Here is a 21,671-nt window from a genome sequence, read left to right on the forward strand (position 1 = left end):
GAAGATAAATTCCTCAACCGGAATAACGCTTAAAAATCAGGGTGGCGTTATGTCCCCCGAAACCAAAACCGTTGGAAAGGGCCACTTCTACCCGCATCGACCGGGCTCGGTTGGGCACGTAATCTAAATCGCACTCGGGATCGGGGTGCTCGTAGTTGATGGTGGGGGGAACGATACCGTGCGTTATGCTTAGCACGCAGGCCGCCGCCTCCACTCCTCCGGCCGCCCCTAGCAAGTGGCCGGTCATGGACTTGGTGGAACTCACCGGTATACGGTAGGCTGCCTTGCCGAAGACCTTCTTTATGGCCAGTGTTTCCACCTTGTCGTTGAGCGGGGTGGAAGTGCCGTGGGCGTTGATATAGCTTACCTCTTCCGGCTTAATCCCGGCATCGGCCAAAGCCCGACGCATAGCCTTGGCCGCTCCCTCCCCCTCCGGGTCGGGAGCGGTCACGTGGTATCCGTCACAGCTCTGCCCATAGCCCACCAGCTCGGCGTAGATGCGGGCCCCCCGCGCCAGAGCGTGCTCCAGTCGCTCCAGCACCAGGATACCCGCGCCTTCACCGATAACGAAGCCGTCCCGGGCGGCGTCGAAAGGGCGGCAAGCGCGCTCGGGCTCTTCGTTACGCGTGGACATGGCCCGCATAGCGCAGAAGCCGGCTATGGCCAGCGGGGTGATGGCCGCCTCGGTACCCCCGGTCAGCATGACGTCGGCCTCCCCCCGCTGCAAGACGCGGAAGGCTTCCCCGATGGCGTGGTTGGAAGAAGCACAGGCCGTTACCACCGTGCTGTTGGGCCCGTAGAAGCGGTGGGCAATGGCGATCTGCCCCGCCGCCATATTGGCTATCATCATGGGAACGAAAAAGGGACTTACGCGCGCAGGACCTTTTTGGAAAAGGATCTGCGCCTGCTCCTCGAAGGTGGCGATGCCCCCAATACCGCAGCCCAAAATTACCCCTACCCGGTCGGGATCCACGTCGCCGGGCTTTATCCCCGCGTCCTCTAAAGCCATACGGGCTGCCACCAGGGCGAACTGCGAGTAGCGATCCAAGTGCCGTATCTCCCGCCTGTCCAGGTAAAGGCCAGGGTCAAAGCCTCGCACCTCGGCCGCTATCTGGGTCCGGTAAGCCGAAGGATCGAAGTGGGTTATGCGCCCTACGCCCGATTTGCCTTGTACCAAAGCTTCCCAGAAGGCGTCTTTGCCGATGCCTACAGGGGAAACCACCCCAAGACCAGTAATCACTACCCGCGCTGACAAAGTTCTAAAGACCTCCTGAACTTCTTTTACAGGCGCTCCTGAATGTAGCGGACGGCATCCCCCACCGTCTTGATCTTCTCCGCCTCTTCATCGGGGATCTCCATCTCGAACTCTTCTTCCAGCGCCATCATGAGCTCCACCAGGTCGAGTGAGTCCGCCCCCAGATCGTCCACGAAGGAGGCGTCCATGGTGACTTCTTCTTCGTCCACACCCAACTGCTGGACGATGATCTGCTTCACTTTCTCGAAGATGGCTGCCGTCGACGACATGCGCTTCCTCACCTCCTTCCCAAGATTATGATTTTATTAGAGGGAAAGCCCGCCGTCTATACTTATGACCTGGCCGGTGATATATCCGGCTTCCTCGCTGGCCAGGAAAGCAACCAGCGCCGCCACTTCCTCCGGCCGCCCGAACCTGCCCAGAGCGCAGCGGCGCAGGAGCTCCTGCTTGATCTCCTCGGGCAAGGAGGCCGTCATGTCGGTGAGGATGAAGCCGGGAGCAACCGCATTTACCGTGATGTTGCGGGGTCCCAGCTCCTTGGCTAGGGCCTTGGTGAAGCCTATGAGCCCTGCCTTGGCTGCCGCATAGTTGGCCTGGCCCGCGTTGCCGCTGAGCCCCACTACCGAGCTTATGTTTATGATGCGCCCCCAGCGAGACTTGACCATGAAACGCGCCGCCGCCCGGGTGGTGAGGAAAGCCCCTTTGAGGTTTACCTCCAGCACCTTGTCCCAGTCATCGTCCTTCATGCGCAAGAGAAGGTTATCGCGTGTTACCCCGGCGTTGTTCACCAGAATATCTATTTTGCCGTAATGCTTTACGGTGAACTCCACCAACTCCTGTGCCTCCGGTGCTCGGGCCACATCGGCCCGGCGGGCCACCGCTTCCCCGCCTGCGCTCTTAATGCCATTCACCACCTGCAGCGCTTCTTCCTCCCGGGCAAGATAATTAACCACCACTTTAGCCCCGGAAGCAGCCAAAGCTTCGGCTATTGCCCGCCCGATACCTCGCGAAGCCCCGGTCACTAGGGCTACTTTACCCTCCAGCTTCATCCTTCCCCCTCCGTCAACACCCGCAAGGTATGGCGCAGAGAAGCCTCGTCCTCCACATTAAGGCAGGTGGCCGAGGCGTGAATGCGCCGGATGAGACCCGTCAGCACTTTGCCCGGCCCTATTTCCACGAAAGTCTTTACTCCATCCTTCACCAGGCGTCGCACGCTCTCCTCCCAGCGCACGGGACTGGTCATCTGCCTCATGAGCGCCTTCTTTATCTCGCTTGCGCGGTAAGCGTAATCGGCGGTGCAGTTCAGCACCACCGGCAAAACCGGCTTCTTTATCGTCACCTGCTCCAGCTCCTGGGCGAAAAGCTCCGCCGCCCGCCGCATCAAGGAGGAGTGAAAAGGGCCGCTCACGGCCAACAAAACGGTCTTTTTGGCTCCCTCTGCCCGTGCCGCCTGAGCCGCCGCCTCCAAGGCCGAGATGTGGCCCGAAAGCACTATCTGACCGGGGCAGTTATAGTTGGCCACTTCCACCACCCCGGCCTTCTTCCCGGCCTCCAAAACCCGCTCCAGCTTTTCGGCGGGCAACCCTAGCAGGGCTAGCATACCTCCTTCCCCCAGAGGAACGGCCTCTTGCATGAGCTCTCCCCGCCGCCTCACCAGGCGAAGGGCGGTGGGGAAGTCCAAAGCGCCCGCTGCCACCAGGGCAGAAAACTCCCCCAAGCTGTGCCCCGCCACCGCACTAGGTTTCCTCCCCCCCTGGTTGAGATACACCTGCCAGCAGGCCACGCTCACCGTCAAGACGGCTGGCTGGGTGTTCATGGTCTGGGAAAGGAGGCTGGCTGGCCCCTCGAAGCAGAGCCGACTTAAGGGAAAACCCAGAATGGCGTCGGCTTCGGCGAAGACCTCGCGGGCGACCTTGTAGCGCTCGTAGAGGTCTTTGCCCATGCCGACATACTGCGAACCCTGTCCCGGAAAAACACAAGCCAAAGTCATAAGACCACCTCAGTAGCGCATTAATACCGAGCCCCAGGTGAGGCCAGCCCCGAAGGCCACCATGAGCACGGTGCTTTCTCCCGGTTTTATCTTGCCTTGAGCCACCGCCTCATACAGGGCTATGGGGATGGAAGCGGCCGAGGTGTTGCCGTAGCGGTCGATGTTCACCATTACCTTCTCCGGCGGGAGGTCGAGCCGCTTGGCCGTTGCGTCGATTATGCGAATGTTGGCTTGGTGAGGTATAAAACAGTCGATTTCCCGGCTGGAGACCCCCGCCCGGTTAAGCGCTTCCAGAGCGGCTTCTTCCATAGCCCGCACGGCAAACTTGAATACTTCTCGTCCGTTCATGGCGATGAAATGGAGCTTTTTCTCCACCGTTTCTCGGGAGGCAGGAAGGCGAGCCGCGCCGGCGGGCAACTTGAGCAGCTCCCCTCCGCTCCCGTCCGAACGCAGGTAAAAAGAAAGAAGGCCACGCGGGGGAGAAACGGGGCTGAGCACGGCCGCCCCTGCCCCGTCGCCGAAGAGAACACAGGTAGAACGGTCCTCCCAGTTCGTGAGCCGCGAAAGGGTCTCGGCCCCTATCACCAGCACGTGGCGGCAGCTGCCGGTAGCTATGAACTGCGCTCCCACTGCCAGACCGTAGATGAAGCCGCTGCAGCCCGCCTCAAGGTCAAAAGCCGCCGCTCGCGATGCCCCCAGGTTGGCTTGGACCAGGCAGGCGGTAGCCGGAAAGAGCATGTCCGGAGAGGCGGTGGCCACTATGATGAGGTCGATCTCCTCCGGAGAAAGATTGGCCGCTTGCAAAGCCTCTTGGGCCGCCCGGGTGGCCAAATCGGAGGTGCTCTCCTCCGGGGCGGCGATACGCCTTTCTCTTATGCCCGTCCGCTCCCGGATCCAGGCGTCGCTGGTATCCACCATTTTTTCTAAGTCGAAATTGGTCAGTACCCTTTCTGGAACGTATATTCCCAGCCCCGCAATTCCCACCCTTAAAGGCCAGCCGCTCAACTAACCTCTACCCCTTTCTCCTGCTTAAGCAAGGTCATTCCTTTGGCAATGGTGGCTATCAGGTTGCAACGCACCGCTTCCGCAGCCACCCGCAAGGCGTTCTTTATGGCGTTTCCCCGAGAACAGCCGTGGGCCGCCACCACTACTCCGTTCACCCCCAACAGGGGGGCACCGCCGTATTCGGCGTAGTCCAAGCGCTTTCGAAAATTGCGCAGGAAAAAGAAAGTGGCCAGGGCCAGAATCCTGGCCGGTAGGTTGCGGGCCAACTCCTGTTTCAGCATGACCTCCAGCGCCTGCACCAACCCCTCCCCGGCTTTCAAAAGCACGTTGCCCACGAAGCCGTCGCAGACCACCACATCTGCCCGGCCATTGAAAACATCCCTTCCTTCTACATTGCCTATGAAATTTAGAGGGAGCTCGCGCAGGAGAGGGAGGGTGGCTAAGGTGAGCTCATTGCCTTTGGTCTCCTCTTCACCGATGCTCAAAAGACCTACGCGGGGGGAAGCTATTCCCAGCATATCGCGCGCATAAATGGAACCCATAACGGCAAACTGCGCCAGGTGATGAGGCTTCACGTCCACATTGGCTCCCACGTCTAAAAGCACGGTGCGTCCCACCGGGTTGGGGAGCTGGGCCATCAGGGCCGGTCTTTCCACGCCGGGGATGCGTCCCAGGTAAAGAGAAGCCGCCGCCAGCAAAGCGCCGGTGTTGCCGGCCGATACGGCAGCATCCACCTGCCCCTCCTTGAGCAACTCCACCGTCTTAACCAGAGAAGAGGCCCTTTTGCGCCTGACCGCTTGAACTGGCGACTCTCCCATCCCGATGACTTCCGAAGCGGCAACGAGCTTTATTTTTTCTCCAAGGTTGGCGGGAATTAAGGGCCGCAAGCGCTCCTCCGGCCCCACCAGGTAGACTTCTATTCCTTCAAAGCTTTTAACGGCCGCCACGGCTCCTTCCACCGTGGCCTCCGGAGCGTAGTCTCCTCCCATGGCGTCAAGTGCTACCCGCAAACCTTTAACCTCCACTGAGGAAGAGTCTTTACGGCAATCTGGTTGCATTATACAATCATTATCCTCCGATGCAAAGTACCATTCCCCCGCCCGGCGCGACTAAAAATATTTCTTCGCCTGGCCACTCCTCTCCTGCAAAAACAACAAGGCCACTGGAAGTGGCCTTGCAACTCGAAAACAGGAATACAAGTTCCAAAACTTTTTGACTAGGCTTGCTCCTCCGCCAGGACCTGCCGCCCTTTGTAGTAGCCGCAGTTCGAACACACGGCATGGGGGCGCTTGAGAGCCTTGCAGCGGGGGCAGGCCACCAGAGTGGGCGCCTCCGCCTTGTAGTGCATGCGGCGCAAACGCTTCCTCTGCTTAGAAGATCTACTCTTCGGTACCCCCATCTTTGCCACCTCCTTCTTGGGAGTTCAGCAACTTGGTCAGCTCCGCCCAGCGGAGGTCAATAGGCGTCCGGGAGCAGGAGCAGGGACCTCGGTTCAAATCCTGACCGCAGTGGGGGCAAAGGCCGGGACAATCCTCCCGACAAAGCGGCTTCATCGGGAGAGCCAGCAAAAGGCTTTCCAGCACGTAGGGAGTAAAATCTATTTCCTCCTCCACCGGAGGCATCTCTTCCCCTTCCTCTGCCTCAGCCGTCAGGCGGAATTTTTCCTCAAACCGGCCCCGCAAAAGAAAGGGAAATTTTTTGAGACAGCGGCTGCAGACGAGCTCCACCGTGGCCGCCACCTCGCCCACGGCCCAGAGGTAGCTGCGGGCGTTGGTCAGCGTCAGATCGAGCTCTACCGGGGAAAGGAGGGGCAGTTCCTCTCCCCCTTCGCCCGGAAGGGAATCCAGCCGCTCCCGGAGCACATAGCGGCGGCTCTCCGCCGGTGTTTTCTTGAGCTGCGCGACGTTAACCGTGAACAAGGCCTTCTCACCTCAATCAGGAGTTCATTATAACCCCCCATCCCGCTCCCGTCAACGAAGGCTTTAATTTTTCTCTTTGGGCTCGGCCAGCTCAATGAGTTCCTGCAGCTCCTCGCGGCTGAAACGGTACACCCGGTTACAAAAGCCGCATCTGGCTTCCACCTCACCCTGTTCGGCTAGCAAAGTTTCCAGTTCTTCCCGCCCCAGCGCCAGCAGGACTTCGGTCAAGCGCTCCCGGGAGCAGTCACAGATGAAAGCGAAGGTTTGCCGGGCAAGAACGGTGGGGGTAAAGCCCCTCAAGAGCAAAGCCAAAACGTCCTCGGGCGTGCAACCCTCGGCGAAAAGGCGCGACACCGGGCCGGTGGCCTCCACATTGGCCTCCAGTTGCGCCACTACTTCTTCGCTGGCTCCGGGTAAAAGCTGGAGGATGTAGCCTCCTGCCGCCTGCACCTCCCCGTCCGGATCGAGTAGAACCCCCAGTCCCACCGCTGCCGGTACCTGCTCCGAGACGGCGAAGTAGTAGGCCAGATCCTTCCCTATCTCGCCGGAAACCAGCGGAACGCAGCCGTTGTAAGGCTCCCGCAGCCCTAGATCCTTGGTGACGTAAAGCATCCCCTTACCTATGGCTTGCGCCACGTCGAGCTTACCCGCCGCATTCAGGGGAAGATAAATGTGAGGCTCACGAATATAGCCCTTCACCCGCATATCTCTGACCGTGGCCACTATCCAGCCCGCAGGGCCATCTCCCACTACCCGGAGGGTAAGGGTCTGTCCTTCTTTGAGGGTAGCTCCCATAAGCGCCGCGGCCGTTAACACCCGCCCCAGAGCTGCCGTGGCGGTGGGAGAAGTGCCGTGCAGGCGGCGGGCTTCTCGTACGAGCTCCGTGCTCCGGGCCACCAAGGCCAGAATCTGACCCCCGTTGGCCACAGCTCGCACCAGGTAGTCTCCCTCAAAACTGGTATCCGTCAAAGCAGGATCACCTTCCTTTCCGATAAGCCCATTTTAGCACGAAGAATCCGCTCTCAAAGAGTACGTCGGGAACGGAAAATTTTCTTTGGGAAGAAGGAAAAAGCAGGGGAAAGAAAGAATATAGAGTGCAAAGTTAAAATCAGTTCAATTTAAGGGGGCAAAGAGAATGACCGAGTTGTATCAGGTCTACAAGTGCAACGTCTGCGGGAACATAGTGGAAGTCCTACACACCGGGCGGGGACAACTGGTGTGTTGCGGCAAACCCATGGAGCTCATGGCGGAAAAGAAGGAGGATGTGGGTCAGGAGAAGCATGTGCCCGTAATCGAGCCGCGCAACGGCAAAATTAAGGTGCGCGTGGGCGAGGTGCCTCACCCTATGGAAGAAGCTCACTACATCGAGTGGATCGAGCTACACACGGGGGAACATGTGGAGCGCGTACACCTTAAGCCGGGAGATCAGCCCGAGGCCACCTTCCTCTGCCCTTTCGGCACCCCGCTTTACGCGCGGGCCTACTGTAACATCCACGGCCTCTGGCGGCAGGACACCTTCCCCAAGAAGTAGGGGGGAAGCGCATGAAGTGGCGCTGCCAGGTTTGCGGCTACATTTACGATCCGGAAGAAGGCGACCCACCCGATATCCCGCCCGGTATCGAGTTCGAAGATCTGCCGGAAGACTGGGTCTGCCCTATGTGCGGTGCCGACAAAAGTTACTTCGAGCCCCTGCGCTAAAGCTCGAGAAAAGAAGGCTTCTCTACTCGGAGAAGCCTTCTTTTATAGCGGCGTTGAGCTTGGCCAGCATCTCTTCCAGAGGGAGGTCTAGGCGCCGGGCCACCGCCTCCAAGGTCTCAAAAAGAGCGGTGCAGCAGATGCAAACTCCTGTTTTGGCCTCGTACTCTCGGAAAATCTTTATCGTTTGTGGAAAATTGGCCACTACGTCGAACACGGTCTCTTGTGGTCCGATGACGACCATCGTTTATCCCCACCCGGCTTTTTAGCCTTTTTGAAAAAGTATAATCTTACAATTACGAGAGTGTTTCCGTTTTTCCTTCTTTTTGCGTCCCCATGAGATGCACCAAGGGGCGTAGCATTTCAAGTGGCAACGGGAAAACGATGGTGCTGGCGTTTTCCGCCGCTATTTCCCTCAGCGTCTGCAGGTAACGCAGCTGGATGGCGGCTGGCTCGGACTGGATGATGCGGGCCGCCTCCGCCAGCTTCTGCGCCGCCTGCAACTCGCCCTCGGCGTGAATTATCTTGGCCCGGCGCTCGCGCTCCGCTTCGGCCTGGGCCGCCATAGCCCGCTGCAACGAGGCGGGGAGCTCTACATCCCGCACCTCGACCAGACTCACTTTTACCCCCCAGGGCTCGGTCCCCTCGTCTATAATCCGCTGCAGGCGCTGATTTATCGCCTCCCTGTGGGCTAAAAGTTCGTCCAACTCCGACTGCCCCAGCACCGAGCGCAGGGTGGTCTGGGCGAGCTGAGAGGTGGCGTAAACCGGATCGAGCACTTTGATCACCGCGTCTACCGGGTTGATTACCCGGAAGTAGACCACGGCGTTCACTTTCACGGTGACGTTGTCTCGGGTGATGACCTCCTGAGTAGGAACCTCCATGGTGACCACGCGCAGGTCTACCTTGCGCATCTTTTCAATAAAGGGTATCAACAGGAAAAGCCCAGGGCCACGCGCTCCCACGCAGCGCCCCAGCCGAAAGATAACCCCGCGCTCGTACTCTTGGACTACGCGTACTGAGGCGGCCAGGAGCATGAGGGCCAGCACAAAAAGGGTAGCTAGGAAAGAAAACATTTTCTTACCTCCTTTTTACTTTAAGCTTTAATCCTTCCTTGCCTACCACTATTACTTTCTCTCCCACCTCGGCTTCACCTTCATCTATCTCCGCTTGCCATAGCTCCCCCTCCAGAAAGACGATGCCGGTGGGGTTCAAGGGAGAGCGGACTTCCGCCAGCTTGCCGATCAGTTCCTCTTCTCCGGTCTGCACCCGTCGCTTCTGCCCCCGCACCACCGCGGTAACCAGGAGGGTCATCAGGCCCGCCAGCGTGACGCTCATGGCAGCAATAAGGCCCGTGCTTACCTTTACTCCCTGGGGGCGGGTGCTGAAGAGGAGGAGCGAGCCCAAGATAAAACCTATTACCCCGCCGGTGGCCAGGATGCCGTGCGTAGGGGCAAAAACTTCGGCTACGAAAAAGCCGAAGGATAGTAGCAGGAGCAGAAGTCCTCCCCAGTAAGCATCGAGCGTCCCCAGGCTGTAGAGGGCCACCAACAAGGCGATTCCGCCGATCACCCCGGGGATTATAAGCCCAGGATGGTAAATCTCCACCAGCAAGCCGATCATGCCGATGGTCAGAAGGAGATAAGCCACATCCGGGGTGAGAATGGCGGAAAGGATCTCTTCGGAACGGGTGAGGGAGACCTCCTGCAAGGTAGCCCCCACCAAAGCAAGCTTGACCTTCTGCCCGGAAGCCAGGATTATTTCCTTACCCTCCAGCTCCCGGAAAAGAGTTGCCTCGTCGGGAGCTATGAGATCTACGAGCTTCTCCCTTAGCGCCTCGGAGGCCGAGAAGGAACAGCTTTCGGTGACCATCTTTTCGGCCAACTCGGCGTTGCGCCCCCGCATCTGGGCCAGGGAGCGCATCCAGGCCGCTGCGTCCGCAGCCGCCTTCTTCAGAGCCACCTCGTCCCGGTCCTGCCCTCCCGCTACCGGGTGGGCTGCTCCGATGCGTGTCCCCGGTGCCATGGCCGCCACGTGCCCGCCCATGGTGATGAAAGCCCCTGCCGATGCGGCCCAGCCCCCAGCCGGGGTGACGTAGACAATCACCGGTACGCGGGCGTTGACTTCCCGCGCTACGATCTTCTGGGTAGCGCTGTAAAGCCCGCCTGGAGTATTGAGCTTTATAAGGCAGGCCGCTGCACCCTCGCGCTCGGCCAGTTCGATCCCCCGATCTATGTAGTGGGCGGTCACCGGCATGATCGGGCCGTCCACCGTGAGCACCACCACCTTGTGGCCGGAAGCCGCCCCCACACTGGGAAGCAAGAAGAGAAGCAAAGCCAGTAAGAGCCACTTACGCATCCGTCTTCATACCCCCTAGGTATTGCTTCGCCCTCAAAGGGGTAAAACCCTGCGGAGAGAGCAAGGGAAAAAAGCTTCGATAGGAGAAAACATCTACCGGTGGGAGGGGAAAGCATGGCGACGCCCAAGATCTTGCTCACCGGTCCGCCTGGCATAGGAAAGACCACAGTGATAAAGCGGCTGGCCTCTTCCCTAGGGGAGCGGGCGCGGGGATTTTACACCGAGGAGCAGAGGGAGGGAGGGAAGCGGGTCGGCTTTGTCGCCGTCACTCTGAGAGGGAGAAGGGCGGTTTTGGCCCATATCGGCTTCCCTTCACCGCTCAAAGTGGGGAAATACCACGTAAACCCCCAGGGGCTGGACGAGGCTTTGGAGGAACTGGAGGAAGCCCTGGTCGAGGGGGGAAAGATTCTGCTGGTGGACGAGATAGGCAAAATGGAACTCCTCATCCCCCGCTTCCGGGAGGTGATCGAGAGGGTTTTGTCTTCCCCCTGGCCGGTCGTGGCCACCGTCCCCGCCAAACCGGTACCTTATACCGATGAAGTGAAAAAACGGCCCGGATTCACACTCATAGAGGTGAACCGGGACAACCGCGACCTTTTACCTTCAAAACTCCTTAACCTTCTTGTAGTTCCCCCTGAGCTAGAGAAACAAGGGCGTTGACTACAGCAGCCGCCACTGGGCTTCCTCCGCGCGTCCCGCCCAGCACCACAGCTGGTAGGTCGGTGAACCAGAGGGCTTCCTTGGCCTCCGCCGCTCCCACCAGCCCCACCGGCACGCCCACTACCAGTGCCGGCCTTATCCCTTCCCGGTAGGCCTCCAGCACCCCCAGAAGAGCCGTGGGGGCATTGCCTACCGCTACCAGGCTTCCCGCCAGCTCCCCCTTCAGCAGGCGCATCCCCGCCAGGGAACGGGTAACACCATCTTTATCGGCGAGCTCCGCCGCTCCCGGGAGGCTAACCGCCACCTTTACCGGCCCGGGGTAGCGGTTCCTCACTCCCGCCGCCACCATCTCCACATCGCATATAAGTTTGGTGCCTTTGCTCACCGCCTCTATCCCGGCCGCCACCGCCCCCGGCCGGAAGAAGAGCTCTTCTACCAGCGACACGTCACCGGTAGCGTGGATCACCCGCTTGACTACCTCTAGCTCTTCCTTGGTGAAGCGGTGGCGGTAAGGAGCGAGCGCCGCCTCCACGCGGTGAAAACTCTCGGCTTCTATGGTTCGAGGATCGAGCAAGAAATTCATCCTCTGACCTCCGCCAGGCGATCGGCCAGGATGTCTACCAGGCGCGGATCGAACCCTATGGGCCGGGCCAGCGTAAAGGAGATCCCGGGATACTTTTGGCTGAGTTCAACCAGCATTTCCGGGATATCTTCTTTGAGGTGCAGACCCGCCGTGAGAAAGACCGGTAGCACGATTATCCTTTCCACCCCTTGAGCCGCCAGCTTGGCTACCGCCTCTGGTAGCTTCTGGCGGGGGGTGCGGGGGTTCATCCAAGCCGGCTCCAACGAACTCTCCGGGTGAATAGCCTTTAAAGCTTCGGTTACCTCTACCAGAAACTGATTGGCCTCGTCCACCGCTCCCCGGCTCCCATGTCCCAAAACCACGATCCCTTCCTTCACCCTATCTCTCCTTTCCCCAGTTTTTCTACAGCCTGCAGAAGGTCTTCGAGACGATAAAAAGCCCCTTCCGGCTCCGGTGGCCGTCTCACCAGCACCACCGGCAGGCCGAGTGTCCAGGCGGCCTTTAACTTCTCTTCCACTCCCCCCGGAAAACCGCTCTCTTTGGTCACCACCACGGTGGCACCGTAGGCCCGGAAGAGAGCCCGGTTCAGCTCTTCGGTAAAGGGGCCGGTGAGGGCCACGATATCCCGGTGGGAAAGCCCAGCTGCCAGGCAGGCGGCCACCGCCTCTGGATCGGGCAGGCAGCGCACCACCACCCGGCATCCTGCCATCTTTGCCCGGGTGGTGAAGAGAGGAAGGGTTCTGGTGCCGGTGGTGAGGAAAAGCACCGGACCCCTCCGCACCGCCTCCTCAGCCGCCGAGGTGAAGTCGGGGCAAAGTACGAGCAGCGGGTGCTCGGGCAAAGGAGGGGAAGGACGCGCCAGGCGAAGGTAAGGAAGGCCGGCCAGGGAACAGGCCTTTCGGATCTGTCGGCGCAGCTCGGTGGCGAAGGGGTGGGCAGCATCTACTACCAGCCTCACCTTCTTTTCCTGGAAAAGGGCTAAGAAGCCAGCCACGTCCCGGCGCCCCACCACCGTCTCCACCTCCCCGGCAAAGGCTTCCCCCACCGGCGTGGCCAGGCTTACCAGCACCGACCAGCCGGCCGCTTTGAGCCGGGCCGCCACCTCCCTCCCCTCGCTCGTCCCCCCTAGCACCAGGATCATTTGCGCTCGTACCCCCGGGGAGTTATCATCAAACCGCCGGCCACGTAGGTCTGAGAGTTGCCTACGATGACCAAAGAGCGCATGTCCACCGGGAATTTCTCCATCTCCCCCACCGTGGTAAGCACCTTCCTTTCGCCGGGGCGGGTGGCCTCCCAGACGATGCCCACCGGCGTGTTAGGGTCCCGCCCCTCCTTTATGACCTCCACCGCCTCTTTCCACCTTCCCTGCCGGCGGGAGCTGGAGGGGTTGTAGAGGACCAGCACAAAGTCGGCGGCCAAAGCCCCTCTCAGCCGCTTTAAAATGAGGGGCCAGGGGGTGAGGAGATCGCTGAGACTCATAACGGCGAAGTCGTGTCCCAGCGGAGCCCCTAGGCAAGCGGCCGCGGCTGTGGCCGCTGTGACCCCCGGTATTACCTCCACTGCCAACCCCTTCTCCAGTGCCGCCTGCAAAACCGGCACGGCCATACCATAAACCCCCGGATCACCGCCGGAGACTACCGCCACCCTTTTCCCTTTCTGCGCCTGAAGCACCGCCTCGCGCGCCCGCTCTAGCTCCTCCCGCATCCGCCCGGCGAACACTTCTTTTCCCTTAAGATAGGCAACTATGCTCTCCAGATAAGGGCGGTAGCCTATGATTACTTCCGCCTCCTCTAGGCAAGTAGCAGCGCGGAAGGTGAGGTCAGATAAACTTCCGGGGCCGATCCCCACTACGGCCAGTCGAGCTCGGCCAGGGCCACCGTCACCGCGGGGAACACCCTCTTGGGCACCAGTAATCTCCTTCCGCCCGCCGCCAGGGCCGAAGCCGTGCATACATTTCCCACCCCTACTTTTTCTTTAACGAAGGCGCTTGCGGGCAAAGGATCGGGCCAGGATTTTTCTACCTCCGCCAGCTCCTCCGTTGAGAAGTAGCGCAGTTTAAGACCCATAGAAGCCGCCGCCTCCTCCAGGCCCTTCTCGCCCTGCTTTAAGGTCACCGTGGCCAGCGCTTTTAGGGCCAGCAGAGAAAAGCCCGCTTCTTTTACCGTCTCTTCAAGGGCCAGCATTACCTGCTCCGCCTTCACTCCCCGGCGGCAGCCCACCCCCGCCACCAACTTGCGCGGGCAAAGAACGAGGAAAGGGGGCGGTTCGGGCAAAATCCTGGCCGAAACCCAGACGGTGAGGGGATATTTCTGAGGGAAGGTGGTTCCGGGACGCCAGGGGTACACCTTAACCGAAGGAGGCCAGGGGAGGGGTAAGCGGGGGAGATCTTCATCCCAATAAAGCCAGACCTCCTCCCCCTCCAGCAAGGCCCGGGTGGCGCGGGCAAGGTGCTCGCGGGGATAAAAAGCGAGGTCGTGCCGCCGGGCAAAGACGTCCCAGGAGGTGACACCGAGGGAGTCACTGGCGGTAGTGATCACCGGCACGGCCCCTAAGACACCCGCCACCTTCTCTGCCAGTTCGTTGGCCCCGCGGTGCCCCCCCAGGAGGCTCACCGCGAACCGACCCCCCTCGTCCACCACTACCACCGGCGGATCGGAAATCTTGTCCCGCAAAAGGGGGGCCAGGAGCCTCACCGCCGCCCCCACCGCTCCCACCCAGATTATTCCTTGCGCCTTGGGGAAGAGGTCCGCCAAAAGCTCGCCCAATGAGTCGTAGGCTTCCTCTCCCTCCGCCAGTCGCCGGGGAAGGCAAACCTTTACCGGAAAGGGCAAACCTTCTTTTAAACTCCGGGCCAACTCTTTTCCCCTTCTGCCCAGGACCACCACGGCCAGCTCTTTCATTTCTTCCCCCGACGATAGCTGTGGCTAAAGTGGGGATCGTAGAGACAAGAAGGGGCACCCTCCCCTTTAAGAAAATCTCCCACCAGCACAAGCGCGGTGCGGGTCACTCCCTCCCGCCTGGCTACCTGGGCCAGCTCCGCCAGCGGGCAGGTGAAGATTCGCTCCTCCGGCCAGGTAACCCTCTCCACCAGAGCCGCCGGTGTATCCGGCGGGTAGCCTGCCAGCAAAGCGGACACCGCCTCCTCGGCCAAGGAAGCACTGAGAAAAAGACACAGGCTAGCCCGGTGCTGGGAGAGAGCGCGCAAATCTTCCGGAACCGGCGTCCTCCCCGCCACCCGGGTGAGGATCAGGGTCTGGGTAACACCAGGCAACGTGTACTCCCTTTTAAGCCGGGCAGCCGCCGCCAAGAAAGAGCTCACCCCCGGCACCACCTCACAAGGGATTCCCCTTTTCTCTAGCTCCGACACCAACTCTGCCAGCGCTCCGTAAAGGCTGGGATCGCCGGAGGAAAGGCGCACCACCGTTTTGTCCGCCCGCGCCCCTTCCTCCAGCAGGCGCACTATTTCTTCCCGGTCGAGTTCGGCGCTGTTGTAAAGGGCAGCCTGCGGAGAGACGTACTGCAAAAGCGCCGAAGGAATGAGCGAACCGGCGTATACCACGAGATCAGCTTCTCTTAAAAGCCGCGCCCCCTTCACCGTAATGAGTTCCGGATCTCCTGGCCCCGCCCCCACGATGTAAACCGGCCGCAAAAAAGCCACCTCCTAAAAGCGCGACCTGTGCACTATCACCTGCGAAAGGTAAGGCGCCTTCTCCACCTCGGCCGCCAGACGGACCTTTTCTTCCGGCGTGCTGCAGCGCTCCACCAGCCGCGCCTGGGCAAGGAAACCCCGCGCGGCCAGGAACTCCCGCAGCCTTCCCCAGTGCCTTCCCCCTTTGAGGAAAACCAGACAGTCAAACTCATTAAGCCAGCTGTCGAAGGAGAAATCACCCGTTACCGGGATCACCGCCAGGCGCTCGTCTTCCTGCACCCAGACCCCTCCCAGCGCCATGCAAGACGAAAGGGAGCTCACTCCCGGCACCACCGCTACCCTGGTCTCCGGAGCCAAAGCCAGTACCGCTTGGCGCAAGTAAGGAAAGGTGCTGTAAAAAGAAGGATCTCCCAGGGTGACGAAGGCCACATCCTTTCCTCGCCGCAGCCGAGCCACCACCTGAGAAGCTGCCTCCCGCCAAGCTTCCTCCAGAACCTTCCGGTCCCGGGTCATAGGGAAATAGAGCAGCAGGAGCTCCTTTGACCGAAGCTTTTCCCCTAGCAAGGAGGCCACCACCTCTCCGGCCAGGCTTTCCCCTTCCTCCCGTGAGCGGGGAGCGCAGATGACCGGCACTTCCTCCAAAAGCCTTAGCGCCTTGAGGGTAACGAGCTCCGGATCACCCGGTCCTACCCCCACGCCGTAAAGAGTGGCCATTCATCTCCCCTCCCCCGGTTTTTCGGCCACCACCAGAAAGATGGGGTTTCCTCCCTTGAGAAGGCAGCGGGATCCCACTTTTTCTCCTCGGACAAGCATCATCCCCAAGAGCTCCGCTTCCCAGCCCAAAGCATCGGTCCAGCGGTAGGCCTCCCAGAGAGTATCCAGGGTAACTCCGGTTATTGCCACCCGCCCCCCGGGTAAAAGTCTTTCCCCCACCACTTTCAGGATGGCTCCCAGCTTGCCCCCACTCCCCCCCACGAAAACCCGGTGGGGCGAAGGAAGGGAAAGCAGAGCCTCCGGCGCCTCCCCTTCCAGTATCGCCAGGTTGTCGAGTTCCCAGGAAGATGCGTTGGCCCTGGCCACGGCTACCCGCTCCGGATCCCGCTCCACCGCGTAAACTTTCCCTTCGGGCCGGATCAGGCGCGCCGCCTCCACTGCCACCGCTCCCGTCCCCGTCCCCACATCCCAAAAGACCTGCCCCGGTGCCAAGCGCAGCTTGGCCAAGGCTACCACCCGGACCTCCTGCCGGGTAAGGGGAATCGCTTGGCGCCGGAAGCAAGAATCGGGCAGGCCAGGAGTGATAAAAGGGAAATCAGGCAAAGATGACCACCACCGCGTTCGACCAGTCTCCCTCAAGTTTCGCCAGCTGCCCGGCCTCTCCCTGCTCAAGAAGCTTTTCCTCCGCAAGCGTGAGGTCCGCTCCCACCGCCACCGGCAAATCACCGTAGCCGGCAGCCGCCAGCACCTCCCCTATTCGCTGGGGAGGGAAAGCGGGGCCGGTGAGGACCACCACCGTCCCCCCTCTTTTCACCTCGGCCAGCAACTCTTCCTCCGTGCCCCGCCCGTGTAGGCTCAGAAAACGGGCCTCCTCGTAACCCTTACCCAGGCGGGCGAAAAGGGTAGAAACCGCGCTTATGCCCGGCACCACTCGGAGAGGGAGCTGAGGAAGCTCGCGCCTGAGCGTCTGAAGTATGCTAAAGAGCCCCGGATCGCCCGAAACCAGCACCGCTACGGGGGAGGTGGAGCTTTCTCTTTCGAGCAAGGTGAAAAGGGAGGCGAAAGGGGGAAGCAAGGGCTCGCCGGTAAGGCCCAGGCGCTTCAAAACCTTGGGAGCTCCTACCACCAGCTTAGCCCCACGGATCACCCGCCAGGCTGCCGGGGTAAGATAGGCCGGGTCGCCCGGCCCCACCCCCACCAGGTAAACGCCGGGAGAAAGAGAAGAAAAGGGAAAAGCAAGATCTACTCCCAGCTGAGAAGCCAGAGTACAGGCCTCCTCACTGCAGCCCAAGATCTTTCCTTCCCGGTCGAAAAGGACCGCTCCCACCTGCAGCTTTCCCTCCGTGTATTCCCGGGCTTTTAAGGCCGCCCGCGCAGCCACCCGGTGCCACGTACGCTCCAGGTTTTCTTTAGCCAGCCATTCCGCCGCCTCCTCTACCGTGGCCGCCTCCAGCACCCGTCCTACCAGGAAAGGCGAAGCCCCCTCCGCCGCCGCCAACGCCGCCAGCACCTCCAGGCGGGCATCGGCCACCCGGCTGTGGGTGTTAAAAATCCCTCCCGCCACTTTTAAAAGCTTTCCCGCTTGCCCCCAGAGGAGCACCCCCTCCACTCCCGCCTCGGCGCAGTGCTGCAAGAGAAAGCCCACGTAATTAGCCATGGGCACCACCGCCGCTGCCGGGAAGCCGTAACCTAGGGCCAGCCTCTCAGCAGAACGCCCCGGAACCAGGACTAAGATACGCTGCCCCTCCGCCACCGCCACGTTTACCGCCGCCTTGAGGCTTTCCCGGTAGGCCTCTTCGGAGAAAGGAACCACTATTCCGGTGGTGCCCAAGATGGAAATTCCTCCTACTATACCCAGCCGGGGATTAAAGGTGCGGGCCGCCACCTCCTCCCCGCCCGGAACGCTTACGGTGATGACCGCCCCTTGCCCGGGAGGCAATACTTCTCTTACCGCCTCCAGGATCATCTGCCGCGGTCCCGGGTTTATGGCCGGCTCTCCTGGGGGCACGGGCAGACCGGGGCGCGTCACCACCCCTACCCCCGGCCCTCCTTCCAACCGGAGCTCAGGAGCAGGAGCCACGGTGGCGTAGACGGTAAGCCCGTGAGTGACATCAGGATCGTCTCCCGCGTCTTTCACCACTCCGCAGCGCGCCCATCCTTCCCCCTTCTCCGCCGAGGCTACGGGCAGCACGAGCTCTTTGCCCTGAGGGGTTTTTATTCTTACCTCCTGCACCAAAACGCCGTGGAAGAGAAGGAGAGCCGCCGCTTTGGCCGCTGCCGCAGCACAGGCGCCGGTGGTGTAGCCGTGACGCCAGGACTTCTTCAACTCTATCCCTCCAGAAGCGCTACTAGCTCCTCCCAGCGGGTGGGAGGCGAACCGCCGGAGTTTATCTTGCCTCTTTCTTTAAGCGCCTGGTATAGGCGCAGGACCACTGGCACAGCAAGCCCCACCTCTTCCATAGAGGCACCACTTAGGAGGAAGAAATCCCTCCATGATATGCATGGCGTAGGCCGGTGAAGCCGCACCCAGCAAAAAGAAGAGGACGAGGCTGCCGGCCATCTTTTTCTTCGCCAAAGAGCACCACTCCTTCTAAGAAATTTTAAAACCCCGGTGCATCCCCTGCAGGCCAACCGGGGTTTAAAGCCAAGAGGCACAAAGACCCTTCTCCCGGCCTCCTTCCCGCGAAGGATGCCACAGGACGCCACCGGGGCAGGTCTCCTGGCTTCCGTTCCTCGCCGCCGCCCGGCCTTCCCAGGCAGTCATCGCCCAGTGGCTTGGCAATTGGGCGGCAGCTCCCGGTTACAGTGGCGGGGCCGCGCAGGATTTGCACCTGCTTCCCTATTCTCCCCTCAAAAATAGGGGCACCCCGGTGGAACCTATGAACTTCTAGCTCGCCCGCACCCGGCGCTTCTTGGAAGGAAGCGACCGGGCCACCAGATGGCAGAGGGTCAAATTCACCCTTTCGTGCTCCGCTGTCACCTCCCTCTCGGTGAAGGTGGGCCAGGGATGGCGGGGAACCGGCTCCCCGCAGACATCCATGCCTACCAGTTGGTAACGCCGCAGGAGCCAGCGTAGGAAAGAGAAAAAGAAGGAAACCGGCACCTTTCCCTTCCCCCAGCTACCACCTCCCAACTCCAGCACGTCCTTGTCCAAGCTGAGGTAAACCCTGGTGGTCGGAATAAGGGCGGCAATTAGGCGGGGGTCGTGTCGAAACCAGTATTGCCAGGCGGCAGGGGAAAGGGAGACTATTGACTCAGGCCTTTCCGGCGGCTTCTCCTCACAGCCTAACACTATTATTTTTCTAACCCCCGGTAAGCGCAGAGCAGAGTTCAGCCAAGAACCACAGGTGATATACCCCTCCGGTGCTGGAAAGCTATCGAGATGCCGGTCGCACACCAGCAAGCAAAGAGGGCCCTCACCGGCCCGGCGGGCCAAGAGAGCTAAGGAAAGGTGATGATAAGAGCCCTCCCCTAAGAAGAAAAGCTTGCCTGGGAAAGAACGCACAAGCTTTTCCCAGCGCCGCAGGGTGAAGGGGGTGGACAGGTACTTAAGGCCGGAGAAATGGGGCACCAGCCGGAAGGACGCCAGCTTCCGGAATTGCGGCTGCCAAGTATAAGTCTCTTCCAGGTCCAGGTACCCGACCATCCTGCTTTAGTCCTCCTCTCCCCCCGCCAGGATCGTGTTCTCCAGCCGGTAAATGCGCCCCTTGCAGTCTATAAGGGTCCAGGTGATGTGCCGCTTCCCCAGGCGGGGTATGAGCTCCGCCGGTATAGGGGCCAGCTGGTACTGCACCTGGGTGACGATCGCCTGGCGGGGGCAGAAAATGGTACAGGTCATGCAGTCCCAGCACTCCCCCGGATCGCGGCAAAGCGCTTTCGAGGTCACCGGGTCGATCACGAAGAGATTCCCCGGGCAAACTGCCACGCACCAGGGGTCAGCTTCGTTTTTGCAGCCGTCGCACTTGTCGGGCAGGACATAGGGGGGCAAGAAAACTCACCTCTGTTTCAGATGGTCTCTTTGGTGCGATCCCCGGGCACGATCTGCTCGTAAGGGTACTTTTTAAAGACCAGGGTATCGGTCTCCGGATGCCAGACGGAGCAGATGAAGCAGTCGTACTCGGCGTCGTTGCGCTCGGGATAGTCGGTGCGGGTGACAAAGCCCAGGTAGCGCGTTTCCTTGCGGTAGCTTATGTGCTCGATCACCAACTGGCAGCAATCGAGCCGGTTGATCACGTCCCAGGCCCGCTCCAGTTCGAAAAGATCACGGGCCACCAGATAGCGAAGCTGATCCCGGCGCAGCCGGTCGATGCGCCGTCTGGCTATCTCCAGGTAGGGTTCGCTCACGGTGAAGTAGTGGATGCGCCCGCCGCAGTAGTCCTCCATGACGTTCTGCATATGGGCTTCCATTTCCCGGGGAAGGACGCCCCGCACGGGCTTGCCGTTGGTGAAGAACTCTTGCTTGCTCCAGCGCTCCAAGGGAGCAAAAGTTCGCGTCTCGAGCTGGGCCACCAAGCCCGGATCGAGTTCCGGTACCTCCGTTCCCTCTCCCTCCAGCCACTGCACCATGTGGCGCCCCGCTATGCGCCCGCAGGTCCAGCAGCCGGAAATGTAGCGGGAAGGGGCCTGCCCTAGCGCTTCTCCGCTGGCGAAAAGTCCAGGGATGGTGGTCATGCGGGTAATACCGATGGTCCAAGCTCCACAGCAGGCGGCGTGTGCCCCTACCAGGAAGGGAGAGTCCGCCTCAATCTCAATGGGCTCACGGGCCGGGTCTATGTCGTGAGCTGCCCAGTAAAGCACGGTGGTGGGGGACATATCGAGATACTGCTCTCGCAGGCCGGCCACCTTCTCCGGATCCCCTCTGGTCGTGTCCATGAAAATGGGCCCTCTGCCGGCAGCAATTTCCCGGTAGCAGGCCCAGACCCGCACCGGAGTGGGAGCCGTGTGCCCGCCCATCCGCACATACTCCTCCTTCTCCAGCATGAATACCTCGCCCAGAGCGTTTACCATAGGAGCGTTTACCCCTATGGCCAGTGTTCCAGCCGGGGCGTAAGTGTCCTTGATCCGCAGGGGGATCATGCGGGTGTCAAAACCGGTCATCTCCGCTCCTATCCGCTTCATCATGGCGTAGCTGGCCCCGTTGTTGAAGGGAACATACCACATGCGGTGGTGAGCGTCTCCCTCGTAACGGGAACGCCAGATCCCGGCTGCGCCGCCGGCGGCCATGAGCACGGCCCGGGCCTTTATGACGTAAAAGCGCCCGTCCCGTACCCCAAAGCCCACCGCCCCTACACAGCGCCCGTCCTGCTTGATGAGCTCGGTGACGTAAACCCAGTTGAGGATTTGGGCCCCTGCCTTCTCCGCCATCTTGGCCGTTATGGGTTTTAGCCAGCGGCCGTTCACCTCGATGTTCCACTTGCCCCGGCGGAGGTAGCGTCCCTGAGCATCCTTCTTTATGGGCAGCCCTTCTTTTTCCATGAGGGCCACCGTCTCATTGAGCTCGTAGCCCACGCTTAAGAGGATGTCCTCCCGCACCGGTGCCCCCAGTAGGTCGTAGCGCACGTAGGCCACCCAGTCTTCCGGCGTCCCCTGGTTTATATAAGCGTTAAGCGCGTTTTGCCCAGCGGCCAGCGAGCCGCTGTGGCGGATGTTGGCCCGATCCACCACGGTAATCCTGAGTTTGGGCCCGCCTACCTTTCGTGCCTCCCAGGCGGCCAGGCAGCCCGCCGTACCTCCGCCGACGATGAGGATGTCGGTATCGATATGCACCCTCTCGCGCATTCCGTTTTTCTCCTCACCTTTTTGCCCGAAGCTTAGTAGAAAGTAGGCTAAAAGGCAAGGGTTTC

28 protein-coding genes and 1 riboswitch are annotated in these 21,671 nt (G+C 60.8%); of the genes, 3 read left to right on the plus strand and 25 right to left on the minus strand.

The genetic code is table 11. The features are described 5' to 3' along the window. Window positions 1-13 precede the first annotated feature (13 nt). From fabF to hslO, 9 genes are all read right to left on the minus strand, one after another. Window positions 14-1,255 carry a beta-ketoacyl-ACP synthase II gene (gene fabF / locus DXX99_RS04735; protein ID WP_115792369.1) on the minus strand — a complete coding sequence of 414 codons (1,242 nt, stop codon included), beginning with the start codon at window positions 1,253-1,255 and terminating at the stop codon, window positions 14-16. A 26-nt stretch (window positions 1,256-1,281) separates the two neighbouring features. Beyond that, window positions 1,282-1,524, minus strand: a complete 243-nt coding sequence (acpP, locus tag DXX99_RS04740; RefSeq protein ID WP_015738971.1) for an acyl carrier protein — start codon at window positions 1,522-1,524, stop codon at window positions 1,282-1,284. 36 nt (window positions 1,525-1,560) lie between these two features. Beyond that, on the minus strand, window positions 1,561-2,304 hold the full coding sequence (gene fabG / locus DXX99_RS04745; protein WP_115792370.1) for a 3-oxoacyl-[acyl-carrier-protein] reductase: 744 nt from the start codon (window positions 2,302-2,304) through the stop codon (window positions 1,561-1,563). After that, on the minus strand, window positions 2,301-3,245 hold the full coding sequence (gene fabD / locus DXX99_RS04750) for an ACP S-malonyltransferase (protein WP_115792371.1): 945 nt from the start codon (window positions 3,243-3,245) through the stop codon (window positions 2,301-2,303). The genes fabG and fabD overlap by 4 nt, the downstream gene beginning before the upstream one ends. Window positions 3,246-3,254: 9 nt before the next feature. Next, entirely contained in the window at window positions 3,255-4,250 is a 996-nt protein-coding gene (locus tag DXX99_RS04755) for a beta-ketoacyl-ACP synthase III (RefSeq protein WP_115792372.1), read from the minus strand. After that, window positions 4,247-5,260: a phosphate acyltransferase PlsX gene (plsX, locus tag DXX99_RS04760; protein WP_115792373.1), complete on the minus strand. Its 1,014-nt coding sequence runs from the start codon at window positions 5,258-5,260 to the stop codon at window positions 4,247-4,249. The genes DXX99_RS04755 and plsX overlap by 4 nt, the downstream gene beginning before the upstream one ends. Before the next feature lie 206 nt (window positions 5,261-5,466). Continuing rightward, window positions 5,467-5,649, minus strand: a complete 183-nt coding sequence (gene rpmF, locus DXX99_RS04765) for a 50S ribosomal protein L32 (protein ID WP_115792374.1) — start codon at window positions 5,647-5,649, stop codon at window positions 5,467-5,469. Continuing rightward, window positions 5,630-6,169 carry a YceD family protein gene (locus DXX99_RS04770; protein WP_115792375.1) on the minus strand — a complete coding sequence of 180 codons (540 nt, stop codon included), beginning with the start codon at window positions 6,167-6,169 and terminating at the stop codon, window positions 5,630-5,632. The genes rpmF and DXX99_RS04770 overlap by 20 nt, the downstream gene beginning before the upstream one ends. 63 nt (window positions 6,170-6,232) lie before the next feature. Beyond that, on the minus strand, window positions 6,233-7,138 hold the full coding sequence (gene hslO / locus DXX99_RS04775) for an Hsp33 family molecular chaperone HslO (RefSeq protein WP_115792376.1): 906 nt from the start codon (window positions 7,136-7,138) through the stop codon (window positions 6,233-6,235). Between the two features lie 166 nt (window positions 7,139-7,304). Between hslO and DXX99_RS04780 the strand changes: the two genes are divergently transcribed. Both DXX99_RS04780 and DXX99_RS04785 read left to right on the plus strand, forming a co-directional pair. After that, the gene (locus tag DXX99_RS04780) at window positions 7,305-7,700 is read left to right on the plus strand and encodes a desulfoferrodoxin (RefSeq protein ID WP_115792377.1); all 396 of its coding nucleotides are present in this window, start codon (window positions 7,305-7,307) and stop codon (window positions 7,698-7,700) included. 11 nt (window positions 7,701-7,711) lie between these two features. Then, window positions 7,712-7,867, plus strand: coding sequence for a rubredoxin (locus DXX99_RS04785; protein ID WP_115792378.1), 156 nt, complete (start codon window positions 7,712-7,714; stop codon window positions 7,865-7,867). A 22-nt stretch (window positions 7,868-7,889) separates the two neighbouring features. Here DXX99_RS04785 and DXX99_RS04790 read toward each other — a convergent pair whose 3' ends face one another. From DXX99_RS04790 to DXX99_RS04800, 3 genes are read right to left on the minus strand one after another with little or no spacing between them, the layout of a single operon-like run. Further along, window positions 7,890-8,108, minus strand: coding sequence for a hypothetical protein (locus tag DXX99_RS04790; RefSeq protein WP_115792379.1), 219 nt, complete (start codon window positions 8,106-8,108; stop codon window positions 7,890-7,892). A gap of 52 nt (window positions 8,109-8,160) precedes the next feature. Then, complete coding sequence (locus tag DXX99_RS04795) at window positions 8,161-8,940, minus strand: slipin family protein (RefSeq protein WP_115792380.1); 780 nt, start codon at window positions 8,938-8,940, stop codon at window positions 8,161-8,163. Window positions 8,941-8,944: 4 nt separating this feature from the next. After that, entirely contained in the window at window positions 8,945-10,222 is a 1,278-nt protein-coding gene (locus tag DXX99_RS04800; protein WP_115792381.1) for an NfeD family protein, read from the minus strand. Window positions 10,223-10,336: 114 nt separating this feature from the next. Between DXX99_RS04800 and DXX99_RS04805 the strand changes: the two genes are divergently transcribed. Further along, window positions 10,337-10,882, plus strand: a complete 546-nt coding sequence (locus tag DXX99_RS04805; RefSeq protein ID WP_134642953.1) for an NTPase — start codon at window positions 10,337-10,339, stop codon at window positions 10,880-10,882. On the opposite strand, the gene DXX99_RS04810 is transcribed toward DXX99_RS04805, so the two are convergent. The 13 genes from DXX99_RS04810 to DXX99_RS04870 form a co-directional block, all read right to left on the minus strand. After that, window positions 10,836-11,465: a precorrin-8X methylmutase gene (locus DXX99_RS04810; RefSeq protein WP_115792383.1), complete on the minus strand. Its 630-nt coding sequence runs from the start codon at window positions 11,463-11,465 to the stop codon at window positions 10,836-10,838. The genes DXX99_RS04805 and DXX99_RS04810 overlap by 47 nt on opposite strands. Next, the gene (locus DXX99_RS04815) at window positions 11,462-11,842 is read right to left on the minus strand and encodes a sirohydrochlorin chelatase (protein ID WP_115792384.1); all 381 of its coding nucleotides are present in this window, start codon (window positions 11,840-11,842) and stop codon (window positions 11,462-11,464) included. Before DXX99_RS04815 ends, DXX99_RS04810 begins: the two co-directional genes overlap by 4 nt. Then, window positions 11,839-12,606, minus strand: a complete 768-nt coding sequence (gene cobK, locus DXX99_RS04820; RefSeq protein WP_115792385.1) for a precorrin-6A reductase — start codon at window positions 12,604-12,606, stop codon at window positions 11,839-11,841. Before cobK ends, DXX99_RS04815 begins: the two co-directional genes overlap by 4 nt. Continuing rightward, window positions 12,603-13,415: a precorrin-3B C(17)-methyltransferase gene (cobJ, locus tag DXX99_RS04825; RefSeq protein WP_240610821.1), complete on the minus strand. Its 813-nt coding sequence runs from the start codon at window positions 13,413-13,415 to the stop codon at window positions 12,603-12,605. Before cobJ ends, cobK begins: the two co-directional genes overlap by 4 nt. Further along, window positions 13,313-14,365, minus strand: a complete 1,053-nt coding sequence (locus DXX99_RS04830; protein ID WP_115792387.1) for a cobalt-precorrin 5A hydrolase — start codon at window positions 14,363-14,365, stop codon at window positions 13,313-13,315. Before DXX99_RS04830 ends, cobJ begins: the two co-directional genes overlap by 103 nt. Continuing rightward, on the minus strand, window positions 14,362-15,114 hold the full coding sequence (cobM, locus tag DXX99_RS04835) for a precorrin-4 C(11)-methyltransferase (protein WP_115792388.1): 753 nt from the start codon (window positions 15,112-15,114) through the stop codon (window positions 14,362-14,364). The genes DXX99_RS04830 and cobM overlap by 4 nt, the downstream gene beginning before the upstream one ends. A gap of 12 nt (window positions 15,115-15,126) precedes the next feature. Further along, a complete protein-coding gene (gene cobI, locus DXX99_RS04840; RefSeq protein ID WP_115792389.1) occupies window positions 15,127-15,828 on the minus strand; it encodes a precorrin-2 C(20)-methyltransferase in 702 nt (233 codons plus the stop codon). Continuing rightward, window positions 15,829-16,431 carry a precorrin-6Y C5,15-methyltransferase (decarboxylating) subunit CbiT gene (gene cbiT / locus DXX99_RS04845; RefSeq protein ID WP_165847721.1) on the minus strand — a complete coding sequence of 201 codons (603 nt, stop codon included), beginning with the start codon at window positions 16,429-16,431 and terminating at the stop codon, window positions 15,829-15,831. Then, window positions 16,424-18,154, minus strand: coding sequence for a cobalt-precorrin-5B (C(1))-methyltransferase CbiD (cbiD, locus tag DXX99_RS04850; protein WP_115792391.1), 1,731 nt, complete (start codon window positions 18,152-18,154; stop codon window positions 16,424-16,426). Before cbiD ends, cbiT begins: the two co-directional genes overlap by 8 nt. 2 nt (window positions 18,155-18,156) lie before the next feature. Continuing rightward, window positions 18,157-18,288 (minus strand): hypothetical protein, encoded by a 132-nt coding sequence (locus DXX99_RS11995; protein ID WP_276308327.1) that lies wholly within the window; start codon window positions 18,286-18,288, stop codon window positions 18,157-18,159. 232 nt (window positions 18,289-18,520) lie between these two features. Then, window positions 18,521-18,713, minus strand: a riboswitch (cobalamin riboswitch). Window positions 18,714-18,715: 2 nt separating this feature from the next. Next, window positions 18,716-19,474, minus strand: a complete 759-nt coding sequence (locus tag DXX99_RS04860; protein ID WP_115792392.1) for an arginase family protein — start codon at window positions 19,472-19,474, stop codon at window positions 18,716-18,718. 6 nt (window positions 19,475-19,480) lie between these two features. After that, window positions 19,481-19,816 carry a 4Fe-4S dicluster domain-containing protein gene (locus DXX99_RS04865; protein WP_115792393.1) on the minus strand — a complete coding sequence of 112 codons (336 nt, stop codon included), beginning with the start codon at window positions 19,814-19,816 and terminating at the stop codon, window positions 19,481-19,483. A gap of 17 nt (window positions 19,817-19,833) precedes the next feature. Next, window positions 19,834-21,606, minus strand: a complete 1,773-nt coding sequence (locus DXX99_RS04870; RefSeq protein WP_115792394.1) for an adenylyl-sulfate reductase subunit alpha — start codon at window positions 21,604-21,606, stop codon at window positions 19,834-19,836. Between the last annotated feature and the right edge of the window lie 65 nt (window positions 21,607-21,671).

The organism is Ammonifex thiophilus, from assembly GCF_003368535.1.
Taxonomy (GTDB): Bacteria; Bacillota; Desulfotomaculia; order Desulfotomaculales; family Ammonificaceae; genus Ammonifex; species Ammonifex thiophilus.

Excerpts from the sequence above, each read along its gene's own strand:
- DXX99_RS04830 (WP_115792387.1), bottom strand. The coding sequence starts at position 14,365 with ATGAAAGAGCTGGCCGTGGTGGTCCTGGGCAGAAGGGGAAAAGAGTTG.
- DXX99_RS04790 (WP_115792379.1), bottom strand. The coding sequence starts at position 8,108 with ATGGTCGTCATCGGACCACAAGAGACCGTGTTCGACGTAGTGGCCAAT.
- DXX99_RS04785 (WP_115792378.1), top strand. The coding sequence starts at position 7,712 with ATGAAGTGGCGCTGCCAGGTTTGCGGCTACATTTACGATCCGGAAGAA.
- rpmF (WP_115792374.1), bottom strand. The coding sequence starts at position 5,649 with ATGGGGGTACCGAAGAGTAGATCTTCTAAGCAGAGGAAGCGTTTGCGC.
- DXX99_RS04805 (WP_134642953.1), top strand. The coding sequence starts at position 10,337 with ATGGCGACGCCCAAGATCTTGCTCACCGGTCCGCCTGGCATAGGAAAG.
- DXX99_RS04870 (WP_115792394.1), bottom strand. The coding sequence starts at position 21,606 with ATGCGCGAGAGGGTGCATATCGATACCGACATCCTCATCGTCGGCGGA.
- fabD (WP_115792371.1), bottom strand. The coding sequence starts at position 3,245 with ATGACTTTGGCTTGTGTTTTTCCGGGACAGGGTTCGCAGTATGTCGGC.
- DXX99_RS04800 (WP_115792381.1), bottom strand. The coding sequence starts at position 10,222 with ATGCGTAAGTGGCTCTTACTGGCTTTGCTTCTCTTCTTGCTTCCCAGT.
- cobK (WP_115792385.1), bottom strand. The coding sequence starts at position 12,606 with ATGATCCTGGTGCTAGGGGGGACGAGCGAGGGGAGGGAGGTGGCGGCC.
- cobI (WP_115792389.1), bottom strand. The coding sequence starts at position 15,828 with ATGGCCACTCTTTACGGCGTGGGGGTAGGACCGGGTGATCCGGAGCTC.
- fabG (WP_115792370.1), bottom strand. The coding sequence starts at position 2,304 with ATGAAGCTGGAGGGTAAAGTAGCCCTAGTGACCGGGGCTTCGCGAGGT.
- acpP (WP_015738971.1), bottom strand. The coding sequence starts at position 1,524 with ATGTCGTCGACGGCAGCCATCTTCGAGAAAGTGAAGCAGATCATCGTC.
- DXX99_RS04795 (WP_115792380.1), bottom strand. The coding sequence starts at position 8,940 with ATGTTTTCTTTCCTAGCTACCCTTTTTGTGCTGGCCCTCATGCTCCTG.
- DXX99_RS04780 (WP_115792377.1), top strand. The coding sequence starts at position 7,305 with ATGACCGAGTTGTATCAGGTCTACAAGTGCAACGTCTGCGGGAACATA.
- DXX99_RS04860 (WP_115792392.1), bottom strand. The coding sequence starts at position 19,474 with ATGGTCGGGTACCTGGACCTGGAAGAGACTTATACTTGGCAGCCGCAA.
- DXX99_RS04810 (WP_115792383.1), bottom strand. The coding sequence starts at position 11,465 with ATGAATTTCTTGCTCGATCCTCGAACCATAGAAGCCGAGAGTTTTCAC.
- cobJ (WP_240610821.1), bottom strand. The coding sequence starts at position 13,415 with ATGCACGGCTTCGGCCCTGGCGGCGGGCGGAAGGAGATTACTGGTGCC.
- DXX99_RS11995 (WP_276308327.1), bottom strand. The coding sequence starts at position 18,288 with ATGGAAGAGGTGGGGCTTGCTGTGCCAGTGGTCCTGCGCCTATACCAG.